Source organism: Buttiauxella sp. AC142 (assembly GCF_979253435.1).
This window is the reverse complement of sequence record NZ_CEEDCH010000001.1, coordinates 1,497,204-1,514,804: the sequence shown is the minus strand read 5'-3', so window position 1 is coordinate 1,514,804 and position 17,601 is coordinate 1,497,204. Positions and strand designations below refer to the sequence as shown.

The 17,601-nt window shown below is 48.5% G+C and carries 14 protein-coding genes; 5 read left to right on the top strand and 9 right to left on the bottom strand.

The genetic code is table 11. From position 1 onward, the window contains the following. Positions 1 to 276 precede the first annotated feature (276 nt). Positions 277 to 1,425: a glucans biosynthesis protein MdoC gene (mdoC, locus tag AC0IWZ_RS06870; protein WP_471677772.1), complete on the top strand. Its 1,149-nt coding sequence runs from the start codon at positions 277 to 279 to the stop codon at positions 1,423 to 1,425. Positions 1,426 to 1,459: 34 nt separating this feature from the next. On the opposite strand, the gene AC0IWZ_RS06865 is transcribed toward mdoC, so the two are convergent. Both AC0IWZ_RS06865 and ymdB read right to left on the bottom strand, forming a co-directional pair. Next, the gene (locus AC0IWZ_RS06865) at positions 1,460 to 2,935 is read right to left on the bottom strand and encodes a phospholipase D-like domain-containing protein (protein ID WP_471679080.1); all 1,476 of its coding nucleotides are present in this window, start codon (positions 2,933 to 2,935) and stop codon (positions 1,460 to 1,462) included. Further along, positions 2,898 to 3,422, bottom strand: a complete 525-nt coding sequence (gene ymdB / locus AC0IWZ_RS06860) for an O-acetyl-ADP-ribose deacetylase (protein ID WP_471677773.1) — start codon at positions 3,420 to 3,422, stop codon at positions 2,898 to 2,900. Before ymdB ends, AC0IWZ_RS06865 begins: the two co-directional genes overlap by 38 nt. A gap of 305 nt (positions 3,423 to 3,727) precedes the next feature. On the opposite strand from ymdB, the gene AC0IWZ_RS06855 reads away from it, so the two are divergent. Next, positions 3,728 to 4,069: a phage holin family protein gene (locus AC0IWZ_RS06855; RefSeq protein WP_410372753.1), complete on the top strand. Its 342-nt coding sequence runs from the start codon at positions 3,728 to 3,730 to the stop codon at positions 4,067 to 4,069. Between the two features lie 81 nt (positions 4,070 to 4,150). Here the strand turns inward: AC0IWZ_RS06855 and AC0IWZ_RS06850 are convergent, their stop codons facing one another. The 4 genes from AC0IWZ_RS06850 to AC0IWZ_RS06835 all read right to left on the bottom strand — a co-directional run bounded on the left by AC0IWZ_RS06850 (position 4,151) and on the right by AC0IWZ_RS06835 (position 8,480). After that, positions 4,151 to 5,917 carry a glycoside hydrolase family 19 protein gene (locus AC0IWZ_RS06850; RefSeq protein WP_471679081.1) on the bottom strand — a complete coding sequence of 589 codons (1,767 nt, stop codon included), beginning with the start codon at positions 5,915 to 5,917 and terminating at the stop codon, positions 4,151 to 4,153. Positions 5,918 to 6,246: 329 nt separating this feature from the next. After that, on the bottom strand, positions 6,247 to 7,191 hold the full coding sequence (locus AC0IWZ_RS06845) for a LysR family transcriptional regulator (RefSeq protein ID WP_471677774.1): 945 nt from the start codon (positions 7,189 to 7,191) through the stop codon (positions 6,247 to 6,249). 229 nt (positions 7,192 to 7,420) lie between these two features. Then, entirely contained in the window at positions 7,421 to 7,972 is a 552-nt protein-coding gene (locus AC0IWZ_RS06840) for a glycoside hydrolase family 108 protein (RefSeq protein ID WP_410372755.1), read from the bottom strand. 76 nt (positions 7,973 to 8,048) lie between these two features. Further along, positions 8,049 to 8,480, bottom strand: coding sequence for a winged helix-turn-helix domain-containing protein (locus AC0IWZ_RS06835; protein ID WP_410372756.1), 432 nt, complete (start codon positions 8,478 to 8,480; stop codon positions 8,049 to 8,051). Between the two features lie 449 nt (positions 8,481 to 8,929). On the opposite strand from AC0IWZ_RS06835, the gene AC0IWZ_RS06830 reads away from it, so the two are divergent. The 3 genes from AC0IWZ_RS06830 (at position 8,930) to AC0IWZ_RS06820 (ending at position 14,903) form a co-directional block, all read left to right on the top strand. After that, positions 8,930 to 11,005 (top strand): glycoside hydrolase family 18 protein, encoded by a 2,076-nt coding sequence (locus AC0IWZ_RS06830; RefSeq protein ID WP_471677775.1) that lies wholly within the window; start codon positions 8,930 to 8,932, stop codon positions 11,003 to 11,005. A 250-nt stretch (positions 11,006 to 11,255) separates the two neighbouring features. Then, positions 11,256 to 12,587, top strand: a complete 1,332-nt coding sequence (adiC, locus tag AC0IWZ_RS06825) for an arginine/agmatine antiporter (protein WP_410372758.1) — start codon at positions 11,256 to 11,258, stop codon at positions 12,585 to 12,587. Positions 12,588 to 12,599: 12 nt separating this feature from the next. Next, positions 12,600 to 14,903 carry an Orn/Lys/Arg family decarboxylase gene (locus tag AC0IWZ_RS06820; protein WP_471677776.1) on the top strand — a complete coding sequence of 768 codons (2,304 nt, stop codon included), beginning with the start codon at positions 12,600 to 12,602 and terminating at the stop codon, positions 14,901 to 14,903. Between the two features lie 72 nt (positions 14,904 to 14,975). Here the strand turns inward: AC0IWZ_RS06820 and AC0IWZ_RS06815 are convergent, their stop codons facing one another. The 3 genes from AC0IWZ_RS06815 to AC0IWZ_RS06805 are packed head-to-tail and all read right to left on the bottom strand — an operon-like array spanning position 14,976 to position 17,556. After that, a complete protein-coding gene (locus tag AC0IWZ_RS06815; protein WP_471677777.1) occupies positions 14,976 to 15,608 on the bottom strand; it encodes a 4'-phosphopantetheinyl transferase superfamily protein in 633 nt (210 codons plus the stop codon). Further along, on the bottom strand, positions 15,599 to 16,828 hold the full coding sequence (locus AC0IWZ_RS06810; protein WP_034494470.1) for a beta-ketoacyl-ACP synthase: 1,230 nt from the start codon (positions 16,826 to 16,828) through the stop codon (positions 15,599 to 15,601). The genes AC0IWZ_RS06815 and AC0IWZ_RS06810 overlap by 10 nt, the downstream gene beginning before the upstream one ends. Further along, on the bottom strand, positions 16,825 to 17,556 hold the full coding sequence (locus AC0IWZ_RS06805; RefSeq protein ID WP_410372762.1) for a 3-ketoacyl-ACP reductase FabG2: 732 nt from the start codon (positions 17,554 to 17,556) through the stop codon (positions 16,825 to 16,827). Before AC0IWZ_RS06805 ends, AC0IWZ_RS06810 begins: the two co-directional genes overlap by 4 nt. Positions 17,557 to 17,601 lie beyond the last annotated feature (45 nt).

Genomic DNA, 17,601 nt, shown 5'->3' with positions numbered 1-17,601 from the left:
ATTAACCAGCACATCCCCCTTTGTGTGCTTAAATCAATCCAATCCATTTTAATGGAAACTTCTGCTTTCCGACAACCAATTACCCGCATTGTTCAGCGCGGCGGCTCAGCCTTTAAGCAAAAAAAGACAACTGCTTACGCTTTCAGAGTGCATCCAGGAGACAGGATGTCACGGTTAGTGTAGGGTTGCCACGGAATTGATACCGTTCGGGACTTCAAGCCTATTGGGATATGTTCTTAAGGATAAGGCGATTCGTCCGATAATGTCTGGAGTATTATGAGTAAAGCACCACAGCAACGCGAGTTTTTCCTGGATTCAATTCGGGCCTGGTTAATGCTTTTAGGCATCCCGTTCCACATCTCGCTCATCTATTCAAGCCACCAATGGCACGTCAACAGCGCCGAAGCCTCATGGGGATTAACCCTTTTCAATGACTTTATTCACGCCTTCCGCATGCAGGTGTTTTTCGTCATTTCAGGCTATTTCTCTTACATGCTTTTTTTGCGCTATCCGCTTAAACGCTGGTGGAAAGTGCGCGTGGAGCGTGTCGGTATCCCGATGTTAACCGCCATTCCGCTGCTCACTCTGCCGCAATTTTTAATGCTGCAACAGGTGAATGATAAAGCCAAAAATTGGCCCGGCCTGACCCCTTACGAAAAGTACAACACGCTGGTGTGGGAACTGGTTTCTCACCTGTGGTTTTTATTAGTGATGGTCGTGCTGACTACCGTTTGTTTATTTTTGTTTCAACAAATGAAAAAACGTCTGGCTGATACCTCAGAAAATAATCAATCCGCAATCACTTTAGGAAAGCTCTCAATCGCGTTTCTGGGATTCGGTATTTTATACGGCGCCATTCGCCGCACGATTTTTATTATTTATTCGCCAATTTTAAGCGATGGTTTATTTAATTTCGTGGTCATGCAAACGCTGTTTTACCTGCCATTCTTCATGCTCGGTGCGTTAGTGTTTGTTCGCCCCCAGCTAAAAGCGCTGTTTACGACCCCTTCGCGATGGTGCGCAGTGGGTGCAGCCCTCACCTTTGCCGCCTATTTGCTCAATCAGCGTTATGGCAGCGGCGATGCGTGGATGTATGAAACAGAAAGCGTGATTACGATGGTGATGGGCTTGTGGATGGTTAATGTGGTGTTTTCACTTGGCCATAAATTGCTTAACTTCCAGTCAAAGCGCGTCACCTATTTCGTCAATGCCTCGCTTTTTATTTATCTGGTGCACCATCCGTTAACGCTGTTTTTCGGCGCATACATCACGCCGCACATTCATTCAAACGCGTTGGGCTTTATAACCGGGCTCATTTTTGTCGTGGGAATTGCAGTCGCGCTTTATGAAATCCACCTGCGAATTCCCTTGCTGCGCTTCTTGTTCTCCGGCAAACCGCAGAATGTGGCGGTGAAAGTTTCGTAGGTCGGATAAGCGCCAGCGTCATCCGACACAAATTTCACAGTAGCCACTCAATCGGCAACCTGTAAACCAATCTCACCAACACCCGCTGCCAAAAGCGGGTGTGCGGTTCTTTCTTCCAGACAAACTCTTTGTCATCGCTAGTTTCAACCCAATTCACTCGCCCCCAACGGTCTAAACGCAGCGCCCATGCAGCTTCTTTCTGGCTCTGCGTAAAGCGTTGATGAATATTTTTCGCCAGCGCCTCACTTTCAATCACAAAACCCATTTCGGTATTAAGCATCGCGGAGCGCGGGTCAAAATTGAACGAGCCAATAAACACTTTTTGCTTATCGACGCTGAAGGTTTTGGCATGCAGGCTGGAACCTGAATTACCGGTCAAGCCACGGTCACGCAGCCTGCGAGGATTATCATTTTCAGGTTTTAATTCATAAAGCTCGACGCCATGGCGCAGGAGCTTTTTCCGCCAGCGTGCATATCCCGCATGAACAACCGCAACATCATTGGCAGCCAGCGAGTTCGTCAGAATCGCGATTTTCACTCCTTTACGCACCAGGCCTAATATTTGCGCTACACCGGCGCGAGTTGGCACGAAATAGGCGGAAATAATGTCTATTTCCTGCTCCGGCATACCTATCACATTCATCAGGCGCTGGGGTAATAGCGTGTGGTTACGCGCCCTTCCCTGCCCTTTACGCGGGTCATCGCTCAGTAAACGCGTCTTTGCCCAGTACATTTCGAGGGTTCGGGAAACCAGGTTAGTCGCAAACTGGCTGGTTGTGAGTCGATCAAGATAGCGTCGCGCCTTCGGATCATCACGCCAGTCGTCAGGCAGCTGCACACGGTTATGCAAAACATCGGGGTCAACATCCAACACTTTTTCCAGCGTCGAGACACACTGACTGTTCCAGTAGCGTTCAAAATCCTGGCTCACTTCGCCGACGACCGGGCCGATCGCCAACACGTCTAAATCTGAAAATAGCGGTTGTTTACCCACGCCGAAGTAGGCATCACCCACGTTACGACCACCGATAATCGTCGTTTCGCCATCAACGGTGAACGACTTATTGTGCATTCGGCGGTTGAGCCGGGCAAAATCAGTCAGATAACCGATGGCGCGAAACAGGCGAAATGAAAAGGGATTAAACAGCCGGACTTCAATCTGCGGATGAGAATTGAGTAATTTTAAAATGTCATCCAGACCATTGGTGTTGTTATCGTCGAGCAACAGGCGAACCTCCACGCCGCGCTCTGCCGCCGCCAGTAACGCGCTAAATAACAGCCGCCCCGACATATCGTCCTGCCAGATGTAGTACTGAATATCGAGCGTTTTCTCCGCCATGCCGCACAGTAAATAACGTGCTGCAAATGCGTCGAGGCTATCAGCAAGCGGATGGATACCACTCAGACCTGGGTGCTCAGCAAGCGTGGGGGTGATCGCCTTTCCCAGGCGTGTAGCGTGATGGTTTTTCAAATTAGAGTTGGGCAAGAAGCTGTTGATATATTTGCGTATTTTCGTCGTCAAAACAGACAAAAATCACCTGTTCCGGTAACGGACGCAGGCCGATATAACGATAAACAGTATCAATGGCTATTTTTGCGGCCTCATCTTTTGGATAACCGTAAGCCCCCGAGCTAATTGCCGGAAACGCAATCGTGCGATAACCATTGGCAGCCGCTAAGTCCAGGCAGTTGCGATAGGTTTGCTCAAGCAATTGGGCTTCGTGCTTTTCGCCGCCCTGCCACACCGGGCCAACGGCATGAATGACGGCTTTAACAGGAATATTTCCGGCTTCAGTAATCACCGCATGTCCAGGCGCACATTCGCCCTGTTGGCGCACAATCACTTTACACGCTTCAAGTATCGCAGGCCCCGCTGCACGATGAATCGCACCATCCACGCCGCCGCCCCCCATCAGGGATGAATTCGCCGCATTGACAATCACATCAACCTCGGCGCGGGTGATATCACCTTGTATCACCGACATTCTTTCACTCATTGGGAAACCTCCAGTTAGTCTTTGATAGTAGTCTAAACTTACCGAACAGCAGACGTATATCACTTAATCATTGATTTCCTGCTTGCACTCTAAGAGCCCTTTTGTTGCCAGGAAAAACTCCCCATAAATTAATCTGATGATACAGATAAATTCCATGCCATTTTTCTGGATTATTTCCTCTCGCATGCCGCAAGCTCGAAAATGATAATATGTTATCTCTGATGATTATCCACAAACCGCCACGGGTGATATTTTGAGCGCATTGAATTTTCCCAGAATTTAACGCTAATTTAAGAGAGTACTTTATGATCAGTACAGCCCATGCCCGCGATGTTATTTTTATCGAACCTTTCATTTTCTTCGCCATTATTGGGATGGCAGCCTGGGGGGGTATCGTAAAACGTATTATGATCACTCAGAAAAAAAACTCGCGAGTAGGTATTAAGGTTTACCTACAGCAAATGGTGGTATCCATTTTCAGTGGTTTAATATTAAGTATCATCGTCCTGTCCAGAAATGCCTCTGATGACAGAGTATTAATTGTTGCTGGTTTAGGTGGTGTTTTTTCCGGGCCAATATTGACTATAATTAGCAAAAAAATTAATACCTTAATAGAAAATCTAAGCCCAACCGTGAAGAAATCATAATCACCTTTAGCGACAAAAAAAGTGGGCACTCAATGAGTGCCCACTTAATTTTACCGGTCATTAACCCACCAGCAAACTCTATTATTTACAAGCCTTCAGTTCTTTCCACTGTGACCATTCCCCAGTAAATTCAGGATTCCCTGGTTCATTATTTTGTGTCCAGTAATTCGCGAGATATGTCTTACCTTTCCAGTTAACCTGCTCACCGCCATAATAAATTTTGGAAGCGTTCCAGTTATTAGCACAAGTGGTTGTTGTGCCTTCATCCGGGAGCGGTTGAACTTTTGGTATGACTGTCAGGGTATAACTTGCCACACTGCTTTTCTTGCCATCGGAAACGGTTAACGTAAATTCATAATCCTGCTTTTTCGTTACCACAGGTGCAACAAAGTTCAGTGAATCCTGATTTGTGGTGCCAAGGGTTGAGCCATTGGGTAACAACCAGCTGTAGGTGAGTTTGTCACCGTTCGCATCACTGGAATCTTTGGCATTCAGCGTCACATTCGCCTGGCTTTCTACTTCACCGATTGGCCCGACTAACTTCGCGACAGGTGCAACATTCGTGTCGGTCGGTTGGGTCGGTTCATCCGGATTGACAGGTTCTGGCGGTGTGACTGGCTCTGGTGGCGTTACCGGTTCTTCTTTACCGTTGTCATCGACAATTTTCACGTTAAAGAAGTGCTGTACACAGCGTTTATAGTCACCCTCTTTGAATGCGGAGAATGGCGTCTGGTAGCCGACTAACTGGCAAGAGTAGGTCTGCCCAGATGGCGTGTCAGGATTCCATCCCCAATCCTGTTCCCAGTATTGAGGCAGAGCACCGGAACCGCCTTCATCGAACTGCTTCATGTTTTTACAACCCAGCACTTCATCAGCGGCGATTGGCACTTTCAGATACTCCGCTTCGCTTTTGTAGTAAGAGATGCGGTTTTCACCTTGCGCAATCTCAGTTGGGCCGCCACATTCAACACCACCATTAATGATTTGAATCGTCACCCCAAACCCTGGGACCAGGCCGTTTTGTTTGTCGTGCTCGTTAGGTTTCCAGGTGCCGTCGATAACGTGCAGCATGCTCGGTTTTGGAGCCTGAGGAGTAACAAAGAAGAAGACTGCGCTGGCAAGGTTCAGCCAGGTATCGGCGACCAATTCAGGTTTATCCAACAGCGTGCGGACAGTGCCGAACATGGCGTCAGAGAACGGGCCGTAGTTGTAGTTATACGAAAGTTGTTTTGCGCCTCGGCCAAAATAACTGACGAAATCACCGTCTTTATCTTTACCGCATGGCCACGTCTGCCCTTGCCATACATCCGGGTTACATTCGCCGTTATAACCACCCTTTTGTCCTTCAACCCAGCCCATTTCGCGCAGATAGACCAGACCCTGGCGCCACACGGCCTCAGGCCGCCAGTCTTCGTGCCCCCCCGTCTCCTGGGCGAAGTGGGCAAACATCGTCGCCAGCACTTTACGGCAAATAGCATCCGAATCACGACCATCTGTATATGTGCCGCACACCGCAGGGAATTTACCGATCGCTTTTATAAAATTGATGTAACTATACTGTGAGTCGCGTAATGGAAAAATATAATCCCATTTTTCGCTATTCAGAATACTTTCAACACGCTTTACGTTGGCGGGATTAGAAGCAAGCCCAGGGGCTATTTTTTCTACGGAATTATTATCCAGTGTACGAATAGAGGCTTTAACCTCCTGCATTAATGGGTCTTGTGTCAGTGAGGTTTCTTTTTTGACAATATCACTTTCTTTTATGATATAGGGTTCAGTGGTATCAGCAGCCATTGCTGTATTAATACTAACCATTAAACACCCTAACGTAATCATATTAAGCATAAAAACCGGTTTGATTTTACGCATAACTTCACCTTATTTAATTTGAAAGTAAAAGCCCTCATTATTTCTCAACCCAGCAACCTTTCACTTTCAGCGAGAAATGCAGAGGCGGGTGCCAGGACAAAGTAATTGAAGGAACAAAAATATTACCTGACATCACTCTGGCATAATAACGATAACATCCTGCTAACTTTTACGATCAATAAAAAGCAATCATTATGGTTAATAAAATTTATATTCAGATATCACTACAAAACATTTTATATAGATAAACATCATCAGGGGGTAATTAGCGCCCTCGTTTAAACGCTCATGTCTTTTAAAGAAAATCACTTACAACAACTCATTTGCATCAGATAGGATGCAATCTTCTTGATTTCATCTTCTTTAACATTCGAAGACAAATAATTTATATATAGATCTGTTTTCCGTGCTATTAAACCAGAAGGAAGTTCAGCAATAACAATACACCGACCACGGTTTTTGATGAAGTGCTCTGCAAATTTTCGTGGAAACAAAGCTAACATATCGCTGTTTTCTACTGCTTTAATAACGCTATCGATAGAAGATGAGCTATAACGTTTTTTAACCACGCCGCTATAAGGTACATCAACGCTGTGCACCTGGCTAAAAGTCTCTTTATTTTTCTGCGCAAGACGGCAATTATATTCCACATGAGGAAATGAATAATAATGAGTTAAGGTGATCTCTTTTTGATGAGCAAGCAGACTATTAGCACCGCAGATAATCACAAAATCATCAACTGAATCTATTTTTTGATTCACCACTCTATCATCTGCTAAACATGTCTGCCCGACGACAACATCAATTTTTGATTGCAACAAATATTGGGTGAGATCTTCATCGCTAAACACAAGATGGTTGGCAAATTCAAATGGACAAACCAACTCGTCTTCGAACTGCGATAGCTCGTTGAAGTAATAATCTTCTGTGACATCTGAACAAATGATTCGCAGCGGTGAATCATTGCGCTGGCCGATTTTATTGCAGTGCATCACATCCTCGATAATCGTGATCGCTTTCACAAATGAATCGTGGATTTCCAGCGCCATCGGGGTAGGTTTTAAACCCTGCGTGGTGCGATAAAAAAGATCGTCACCTAAATGAAGTTTAAGTTTATTAATTAACAAACTTACCGCAGAAACTGAGATATTTAAATTTTTAGCTGCCCTTGACAAACTTCCTGAGATTATGACTTCATTCATAACTTTGATCAAATTATAATCAAATCCCGTTGATTTATTACCTGCCATCGTGAACTCCACATATGATGAATGAGCACTAATTTTCTAGACGTTTTAAAATTAGATAAAGTGAAATATTTATTTACAACTCTTCAATTATTAAATCTAAAAGCAGCAATGCCAATGCATTAAGACTCATCTGATTGACGGCCACCAACCAGATGAGCAATAAAAATAAAATTTTATTTCTTATCACAAAAAATGATTAGTATTATTAAAGTAAGTTATACCCTCCATTTCACGGTTCAGCTAAACTCACTCGTTCTTTCATCCACCCATAAATAAATGATTCATTTTTCTCTCTGCTTTCAGCTAACTCCAGATAGTGTTGCCCTTGTGAACAATTTAGAGAAAGCAGCATAACGCCTTCACCCTCTTTGCCTCTTTTTAGCAAAAAAGCATTGAGCGCACTTAAGGTTGCTGGCCCAATATTGCCATCAACAATAATATCTGGATAATAAGCGCCTTGGTTGTTATAGGCATTTAACCAGCGTTGTAACCACTTAATCCCTACTACCGGCCCCATATTAGTGCCTGTATCACACAGCTCATGGGCTAGAGCTGGTGATATTTTCTCTATCTTATTAAATCCGGGCAGGTACCAATAATTTTTCTCCAGAATCGTATAGGCATCCTCACGAGAAAAATTCTTCATATCACCACTATATCCAAAATCTCGCGCTGTTTTTTCGGTAATACCCCAACGTGTCGCACCTCCAGGATCGTTTGGATGGTTGACATAATTACCTTCTTTCTCTAAAACCGCATTGATAACCGGATTAACAGACATGATAAACCTCCCCAGATAACGGAATGGCGAATAGCAATATAAATTGATATTTATATTTCCATTGTGTAAACAGAAGTTAGATTAAGAATGTACTGGCAATAATGAGTAGTATGCCGATAAATACCCCCGCATAAACCCAGCGATTCAGGAGGTACCTTTTTTTCTTTTTCTCTACCACTTCAATATGAATACTAGAACTCACCCTAATACCTGATTTAGGTACAGTGATAAAGAATTCATCAATCCCCAGGGTTTTCAAATCGCGTCGAATTAAATATAACGTTTGGGTAAGACTTGCATCACTGGTGAATTTACTTCGCTCACCCCACAATGCCTGTGCTATCGCCACTTTATCAATAACTTCATCGGCTGCATGCTGAATGATATACGCGAGACACCGTGCACGCATGAAGGTCAGCTTGATAGTAATATTGCTACGCAGTTTTTTTAATTCTTTCGTTTCTTCATTAAAGATAAATTCATTGTTAATTAGATAGACAGTCATCATTTTCACCACTCCAGGGGATGTGTTCAATATCACAGATAAAAAACGATTCATCTTTTGGTTAAAGCGTATCCGGTTTTCTATTTTTCACCACAGCCAGGCTATGTATTATTTCTGATTTTGCATGGAATGTGATGAATTTATAAATTAATGGACCATTTCAAGTAAGACTCAAATAGCTGTTGAGTTTTACTTGAAATGTACTGCACAGATAACTATCTGAATCTCTTAAAGTTAATTATTGATCAACAAAATAGAATAAATGTCATTTGTATTTCTAATATATTTATCACCTATCAGAATTATTAAATCAATAAATCTCTTTTACGCACCAGGCATTATAAATAAAAATGAATGCTTGAGTGTTATTTGCCTGGAAACCAGTCTTCACCAATTATGTTAGCCAACAGCAAGCCGCTGTTACCCAATTAATTGTTAATCAGGATAATATTATGGCTACTAGTAAATTAATTCAGAAAGATGCGCTAACCCAGTCATCTTATGACGCGGATGGTTTTAACCCGGCAACAGAAACAGTGAAATACAGTTATACCTCAGCTCGCGTTACCAAGCCGGTATACAATAAATATAACACGACCAACAAACCTAAAGTTTTCGGTTATTACACTGACTGGTCACAATATGATGGGCGTCTGCAATCTGCCAGCGCCTCCCCTGAAGACCGTGGCCGTGGTTACGACTTAGCCAATGTCAGCCCAACCGCGTATGACAAAATCATCTTCGGTTTCCTTGGAATTGTGGGTGATACCACAGGTGAAAAAGCTGACACCATCGCTCGTGCGGCAAGCAATCTGAACAAGAAAAATGACCAGGCAACATTCCTTGATCCGTGGGGTGATTTCCAGAGCAGCGAAAACTGCGGCCTGAACGATCCTGGTTGGGCTGAGCTTTCTGTAGAAACAGCAACCCAAGCCAATGTCAAAGGTATCGTTGGCGGTCTGCGCGATTTGCAAGCTAAAGCAAAAGCACAGGGTCATGACCTGGCGCTCTCGATGAGCATCGGTGGGTGGACGATGAGCAGTGGCTTCCACAATATGGCCAAAACTGCGGCAAGCCGCACTACATTTGCGAAAAGCGTCGCCAGTTTGTTCACGCGTTTCCCGATGTTCTCTGAAGTAGATATCGACTGGGAATATCCTGGTAATGCGGGAAACAATAATGCTTATGACGATACGGACGGTGCCAACTACGCGCTCCTGCTGGCTGAAATTAGCAAACAACTGAAAGCGATTAACCGCTCAGATGTGAAAATCAGTATCGCCAGCTCCGCAGTCGTCGCCATCCTTGAAAAATCCGATGTTCCATCCCTGCTGAAAAATGGTCTGTATAGCATTAACGTCATGACGTATGACTTCTTCGGCACCCCATGGGCAACCGAACTGTCTCACCACACTAACCTGCACGCACTGGTTGAAGGTGGCTGGGGTATCGATACCATTGTTAACTATCTCCTGGCGAAAGGTTTCCCGGCAGATCGCATCAACGTGGGTTACGCGGCTTATTCCCGCAATGGCCAGAATGCCAAAATTGACAGTTTCTCCCCGCTGGCAGGCTCCTATGCACCGGTCGAAAACGCAACAACCACTGGCTCATTCGAAAGCGGATGCAGTGAATGGTATGACGTGATCAACTGCTATCTGGACCTGGAAAATCAGAAAGGCCGCAATGGTTTTGATGTTTATACCGATAAGATTGCTGACGCCGATTACCTGTATAACAAAAACACCAAACTTTATATGTCCATAGACACACCGCGCAGCGTTAAAGCGAAGGGTGAATATGTTGTGGAAAAAGGTCTGGGAGCGCTGTTTACCTGGACTATCGACCAGGATAACGGTGTGCTGGTGAATGCTGCGCGCGAAGGGTTGGGTTGCCCAATTGTCAACCAGGTTGTCGATATGAAACCTTTCTACTTTGAAGGGATTAATATCGGCGGAAGCGTACCTGATGATGAACAGCCTGAAACCAACACTGCACCGGTTGCCGATATCCAGCTCCAGGTCGTCAGTGGTTCCAGGGTTCGTCTGAGTGGGACAGAATCAAGCGATGCCGATGACGATACCTTGACCTACAAATGGGTCGCACCTGCAGGTATTGCACTGAGCAGCACTACTACGTCGACTATCACCTTCACCGCACCGGCCGTTGTCAGCAAAGCGAATTTTGACTTTACGTTGGTTGTAACTGACAGCCATGGTGCCACCTCGGTGAAGAAAGAATTTGTGCTCACCGTCTTTGGGGAAACCACGGTTGATCCAGAACCTGTGCCAGATCCACAGCCGACTCCAGATCCAGAACCGACCCCGGAACCTACTCCGGAACCGGAGCCAACACCTACTCCAGAACCTGCAGGTAAATATGCGGAATGGATTGCCACCAAAATTTACAACACGGGCGATAAAGTCAGCCATAAAGGCCACGATTATTACGCTAACTACTGGACTCAAAACAACGAGCCAGGCAATCCAGAATTCACTGGCGAATGGTCACAGTGGAAACTGATCTAACCATATAATTCACTAAAGTAGTATGCACTCATCAAAGCTAGCCAGAACGGGGCAAAATCTTGCCCCGTTCTGATTGCTGACAAAAGTAGTCTAAACTAATCCAACAACTACCCTATAAAGCTTTCACGACTTTCCTTCACAGGCCACCTCCTAAAGGTTTTTGCCTCTCCAGTATTTCTAAAAAGACCACCTATAGCGTTTTAGCAAGCAGGCTAACTTTCAGAAAGCTCACTCATGCAGGAGAGATTCTATGGCTAGTGAAGCGCAAAAAGTCGGGCTAGTCCCGGTGATGTTAATGGTTGCGGGAAATATTATGGGGTCGGGTGTTTTCTTACTCCCGGCAAACCTCGCCGCCACCGGTGGGATTGCTATTTTTGGCTGGATGGTGACGATAGTCGGCGCAATATCGTTATCAATGGTGTACGCCAAAATGTCCTCGCTCGATGACAGCCCCGGCGGTTCTTACGCCTACGCGCGTCGGGCGTTTGGCCCCTTCCTCGGCTATCAAACCAACCTGCTTTACTGGCTGGCGTGCTGGATTGGTAACGTCGCGATGGTGGTGATTGGTGTCGGCTATCTCAGTTACTTCTTCCCGATGTTAAACCAGCCGTGGCCGTTGACCGTCACCTGTATCGCTATTTTGTGGCTGTTTGTCGGGCTGAATATTATTGGCCCGAAAATGATCACCCGCGTGCAGGCGGTCGCCACGATTCTGGCATTAATTCCGATTGTAGCCGTCGCCGTTCTGGGGTGGTTCTGGTTTAAAAGTGATACCTACATGGAAGCGTGGAACGTCAGCGGCAAAGGCACTTTTGGTGCGATTCAAAGTACTTTGAGCGTCACGCTGTGGTCATTTATTGGTGTTGAAAGTGCGTCAGTCGCCGCCGCTGTAGTCAAAAACCCTAAACGCAACGTCCCGATTGCCACCATCGGCGGCGTACTCATCGCCGCAATTTGTTACGTGCTCTCCAGCACCGCCATCATGGGCATGATCCCCAACGTTGACCTGAAAGCGTCCGCATCGCCATTCGGTGACGCCGCGCGCATGGCGATGGGGCCATTGGCAGGCGCAATTGTTTCGTTTTGTGCCGCAGCCGGTTGTTTAGGTAGCCTCGGCGGGTGGACATTACTGGCAGGCCAAACGGCAAAAGCCGCTGCCGATGACGGATTATTCCCACCCATTTTTGCCAAAGTGAATAAAGACCAAACGCCCGTTGCGGGCCTGCTCATCGTCGGCGTGCTGATGACTATCTTCCAGCTCGCCAGTATCTCCCCTGATGCCACTTCGCAGTTCGCCGTGGTTTCCTCGGTCTCAGTCATCTTTACCCTGGTGCCCTACATTTATACCTGTGCGGCGTTAATGCTCGTCGGTCAGGGGCATATGGGTAATCAACGCCTCCCGTTCCTGTTTATTACGCTGATTGCTTTTGTTTACTGCATTTGGGCGGTGGTCGGTTCGGGCGCGACAGAAGTTATGTGGTCGTTCGTTGCCATCATGGTGATTACCGCGATGTACACCGTTAACTATAACCGTCGCCATAAAAACCCCTACCCGCTGGATAAACCCGTGGCTAACGATTAACTGGAGCTGGATATGCTTGATTTAGGCACGCATCAAAAACGCAAAATTCTGGTGGTCGACAGCAGTATTCAGGACGTTAACACCGCCAATGGACGCGCTGTGGCAGAGCTTATCGAGGCGCTGGAAGAAAATAACTTTGCCGTGATTTCAGCGGCGACCTTTGACGATGGCATCGCGACGGTGACGTCCGACGCCTCGCTGTGCTGCATCTTTGTTGACTGGACCTCCGGCGGCAATGACGACGAATCCCACAGCCAGGCCTTTGCGCTGCTGCAAACCATTCGGCGGCGCAATAAAAGTGTTCCGGTGCTGTTAATGGCGGAACATTCGTGCGTCGATACGTTAACGCTCGACTCCATGCGGCTGGTGAATGAATTTGTCTGGATGCACGAAGACACTGCCGAATTTATTGCCGCGCGCGCCCGCTCTCTGATTCAGCGCTATTACCAGCAACTGCTGCCGCCGTTTACTCGCGCATTGTTTAATTACACGCTGGAAAATCCGGAATATTCATGGGCCGCACCGGGCCACCAGGGCGGCGTGGCGTTTACCAAATCGGCGGTCGGGCGTGAATTTCTCGACTTCTTCGGCGAGAATTTATTCCGCACCGATACCGGTATCGAACGCGCCGCCATGGGGTCATTGCTCGACCACAGCGGGCCGATCAAAGCCTCAGAAACCTACGCTGCCGAAGTGTTTGGGGCGCACAAAAGCTATTCAGTATTAAACGGTACTTCCGGCTCCAACCGCGCCATTATGCAGGCGGTAGTAGGCGAGTTTGAAATCGCGCTCTGCGACCGTAACTGCCATAAGTCTATTGAACAAGGCTTAGTGATGACCGGGGCGCTGCCGGTTTATTTCGTGCCAACGCGCAACCGCTTCGGCATTATCGGCCCCATTCCAAAACGGCAATTCACGCCAGAAAGTATTCGGGCGGCGATTGACGCCAACCCGCTGAAACACGAAGTGGTGAGTGATAAACCGGTTTACGCGGTCGTCACCAACTGTACTTACGACGGCATGTGTTATCACGCCGAAGCGGCGCAAGAGCTACTGGCGCAAAGCGTCGATCAGATTCACTTTGATGAAGCCTGGTACGCCTACGCCCGCTTCAATCCGATGTACAAAGGCCGCTTTGCGATGCGTGGCGACCCGAAAGATTTCGATAGCACTGGGCCAACCGTTTTTGCCACTCACTCCACGCACAAGCTGCTGGCGGCTCTGTCGCAATCTTCCTACATCCACATTCGTAACGGCAAAAAACCGGTTGAGCACTCGCGCTTTAATGAGTCGTATATGCTGCAGGCCACCACCTCACCGCTGTATGCGATCATCGCCTCCAACGAAATTGGCGCGGCGATGATGGATGGCGGCCAGGGCGAAGCGTTGACGCAAGAGGTGATTGTCGAAGCGGTCGATTTCCGCCTAGCGCTGGCAAAAGTGCATGCAGCATTTGCCAAAAACAACGACTGGTTCTTCTCACCGTGGAACGCACCGACCATCACCGATACTGCGGGAAATGAAGTGCCGTTTGTCAAAGCGTCACGCGAGCAGCTCACTACCGACCCCGCTTGCTGGACGCTAAAACCGGGTGATAAATGGCACGGATTTGATCAACTCGAAGACGACTGGTGTTTGCTCGACCCTATCAAAGCCGGGATTTTAGCCCCTGGAATGGGCGATGATGGCAACCTTCTGGAGTCCGGCATTCCGGCGGCAATGGTCACGGCGTATCTTGGCGAGCACGGGATTGTGCCGTCGCGCACCACCGATTTTATGGTGTTGTGCCTGTTCTCCATCGGCGTCACTAAGGGGAAATGGGGGACATTAATCAACGTGTTGCTGGAGTTCAAAACCGACTACGACAACAACACGCCGCTCAAACGCTGCCTGCCGGACTTAATCAGCGCCGACGCTGCACGTTACGCAGGAATGGGGCTGCAAGACTTGTGCGACGAAATGTTTAACTACATGAAAACCAGCCAGATGGACAAACTGCAAGCCGAGGCGTTTGGCAATATTCCCGTTCCGGTGACACGCCCGCGCATCGCCTTCCAACAGCATATGGCGGGCAAAGCCGACCATTTACCTATCGACCAGTTACCCAACCGTATTTCGGCAGTGGGCGTGATTCCTTATCCACCGGGAATACCGATTGTGATGCCGGGTGAAAGCTTCGGCGATGCAGATGGCCCATGGCTGAAATACATAAGCAGCATCGCGCAATGGGGCGAAAAATTCCCCGGTTTTGAGAAAGAACTGGAAGGGGCCGAACTGATTGACGGGGTTTATCACATTTGGGCATTGAAGCAGTAAAAATGCTTTAAAAACCGGTGGATGACGCGGCGCTTATCCACCCTACAAAATCACCTAATCACGTAGGTCGGATTAGCCGCAGGCGTCATCCGACAAAATCACCAACTCCGCGCCAAAATTCGCGGGAAATGGCTGCTCACCGCAACAAGCGATAAGCCGGTCTTCAACGGTAACGTGATGTAAAAAGCGGTCTGGCGGGCATAACGTCTGGAGCGGCAAACGGAGCTGCTCCATTTGCCAGACCGTTCCCCCGCGCTGTTTAAGCACCGCTTCATGCGCCGTCCACAGTCGCCAGAATTGCGGGATGTGTTCCACTTCTGGCAAAAATTCCAGCCAGTCGCACAGGTTTGCGTCAAAGCTGTGGCGGGCAATCGCCATAAAACGCGCGCGCGGGCGGATTATTTCAAGATCACAGCCGACATCCCCTTCCCCCACCAGCACAGCGACACTTTTGCCGCTATTGCTGATATTAAATGCAGGCAATTGCGGGTGATGCGGTTTACCTTGCGCGCTGCGTTCCAGCTGAGGTAACGGGCCATTATTGAGCAGCATTGCCAATAACACTCTGGCCGCGATCCACTCATCCCGGCGACGCCCGCCAGGTGCGTCCTGTAGCAATTCAGCCGCCAGCCAGCGCGTAGCCAGCGCATCATCTTTCAGTTGGGCAACGTCACCCACCGCAAGGTGATAACCGTTTACTGCCAACGGCGCAGCACCAGTGAAGTGTTGATACCACCGAAGGCGAAGTTATTGCTTTGCACAAATTCAGTGTCGATTTTGCGCGCTTCGCCGATGATGTAATCCAGTTCACCGCAGGCTTCATCAGGTGAAGTTAAATTCAGCGTTTCAGCAAACCAGCCTTCGCGCATCATTTCGATACTCATCCACGCTTCCAGCGCGCCACAAGCCCCCAGCGTATGGCCGAGGTAACTTTTAAGCGATGAGATTGGCGTACGAGCGCCGAAAACCGCCGCCGTGGCGTGGCTTTCGGCAATGTCGCCGCGATCGGTGGCAGTGCCGTGAGCATTAATGTAGCCAATATCACTGGCCGTGAGTCCGGCTGAACGCAGGCCGCGCTCAATGCAGATTTGCATGGTTTCTTTCTGCGGCTGAGTGATATGTGCCGCATCACAGTTGGTGTGGAAACCCACAATCTCGGCGTAGATCGTCGCGCCACGCGCCAGCGCGTGATCCAGATCCTCAAGGATCAATGTGCCAGCACCTTCGCCAATCACCAGCCCATCACGCTGCACATCGAAAGGAGATGGCGTGCTTTTTGGCCGCTCGTTGCGCTGGCTTGTCGCAAATAGCGTATCGAAAACCGCCGCTTCCGATGGGCATAACTCTTCTGCACCGCCCGCCACCATCACGGTCTGGTAGCCGTGACGAATCGCTTCCCACGCATAACCAATCGCCTGGCTGCCTGATGTACACGCACTTGAAGTGGGGATCACGCGCCCGCGCAAACCAAAGAATAGCCCGGTGTTCACCGCAGCCGTGTGCGGCATCATCTGCACGTAAGTGGTGCCGGTGATATTGCGCGTGTGTTTCTCGGTCAGCATGGTGGCAAATTCGCTCACCGGGCCGGTACTGCCGGTAGAAGAACCGTAGGCAATACCGGTTTCGCCGCCGGTTAAAATCGGGTCATCCAGCAAACCGGCCTGGATGAGCGCAAGCTCGGTTGCACGTGTGGCAAGCAATGAAACGCGGCCCATCGCCCGGATGCGCTTGCGGGTGTAGTGCTCAGGCAAAACAAAATTATCGACAGGAGCGCCGAGCATCGTGTTCAGCCCGTCATAAATTTGCCATTCCGGCATCTGGCGTACAGCGTTTTTACCCGACTTCAAGCCCGTCGCCACATCCTGCCAGCTTTCACCAAACGCAGTGACACCGCCCATTCCAGTCACTACAACACGCTTAATCACAACATACCTCCATTGATGGAGATAACCTGGCGCGTCACATAACCCGCCACGGGTGACATCAAATAACGCGCAAGCCCAGCGACTTCTTCCGGCTGGCCCATACGCTGCAATGGAATCAGGCGCATCGCTTCGGTTAACGCGGCCTCTTCCATTTCAATCATGCCGGTGTCAATCAAGCCAGGCGCGATGCAGTTCACCGTGATTTTGCGCTTCGCAAGCTCAATGGCCAGCGCTTTGCTGGCACCAATAATGCCCGCTTTTGCGGCGCTGTAATTCACCTGCCCACGGTTGCCCATCAGACCTGAAACCGACGAGAGTGTGATAATTCGACCACCCGCTCGCAGGCCGATCATCGGCATGACGCACGGCTGGATAACGTTATAGAAGCTGTCGAGATTGGTGCGAATGACGCCATCCCAATCGTCATCGCTGAGTGCCGGGAACGCGCCATCACGAGTGATACCCGCATTGTTCACCACGCCCCAATATGCACCGTGTTTTTCAATATCAGCTTCGATGACGCTGCGGCATTGTTCACGCTCGGAGCTGTCAAATTGCATGACGCGACCTGTTCCGCCCTGAGCGTTAATCTCTTCAAGCGTTTGCTGTGCGCCCGCTGCGTCGCGATGGTAATGCACCACTACCGCAAATCCATCGGCGGCAAGCCCCAAAGCAATAGCCTTGCCAATTCCCTTACTGGCCCCGGTGATTAATACCGTTTGTGTCATCTTGCTGCCATCCCATTAAAATAATTTCTTTATTTATTATCAGAT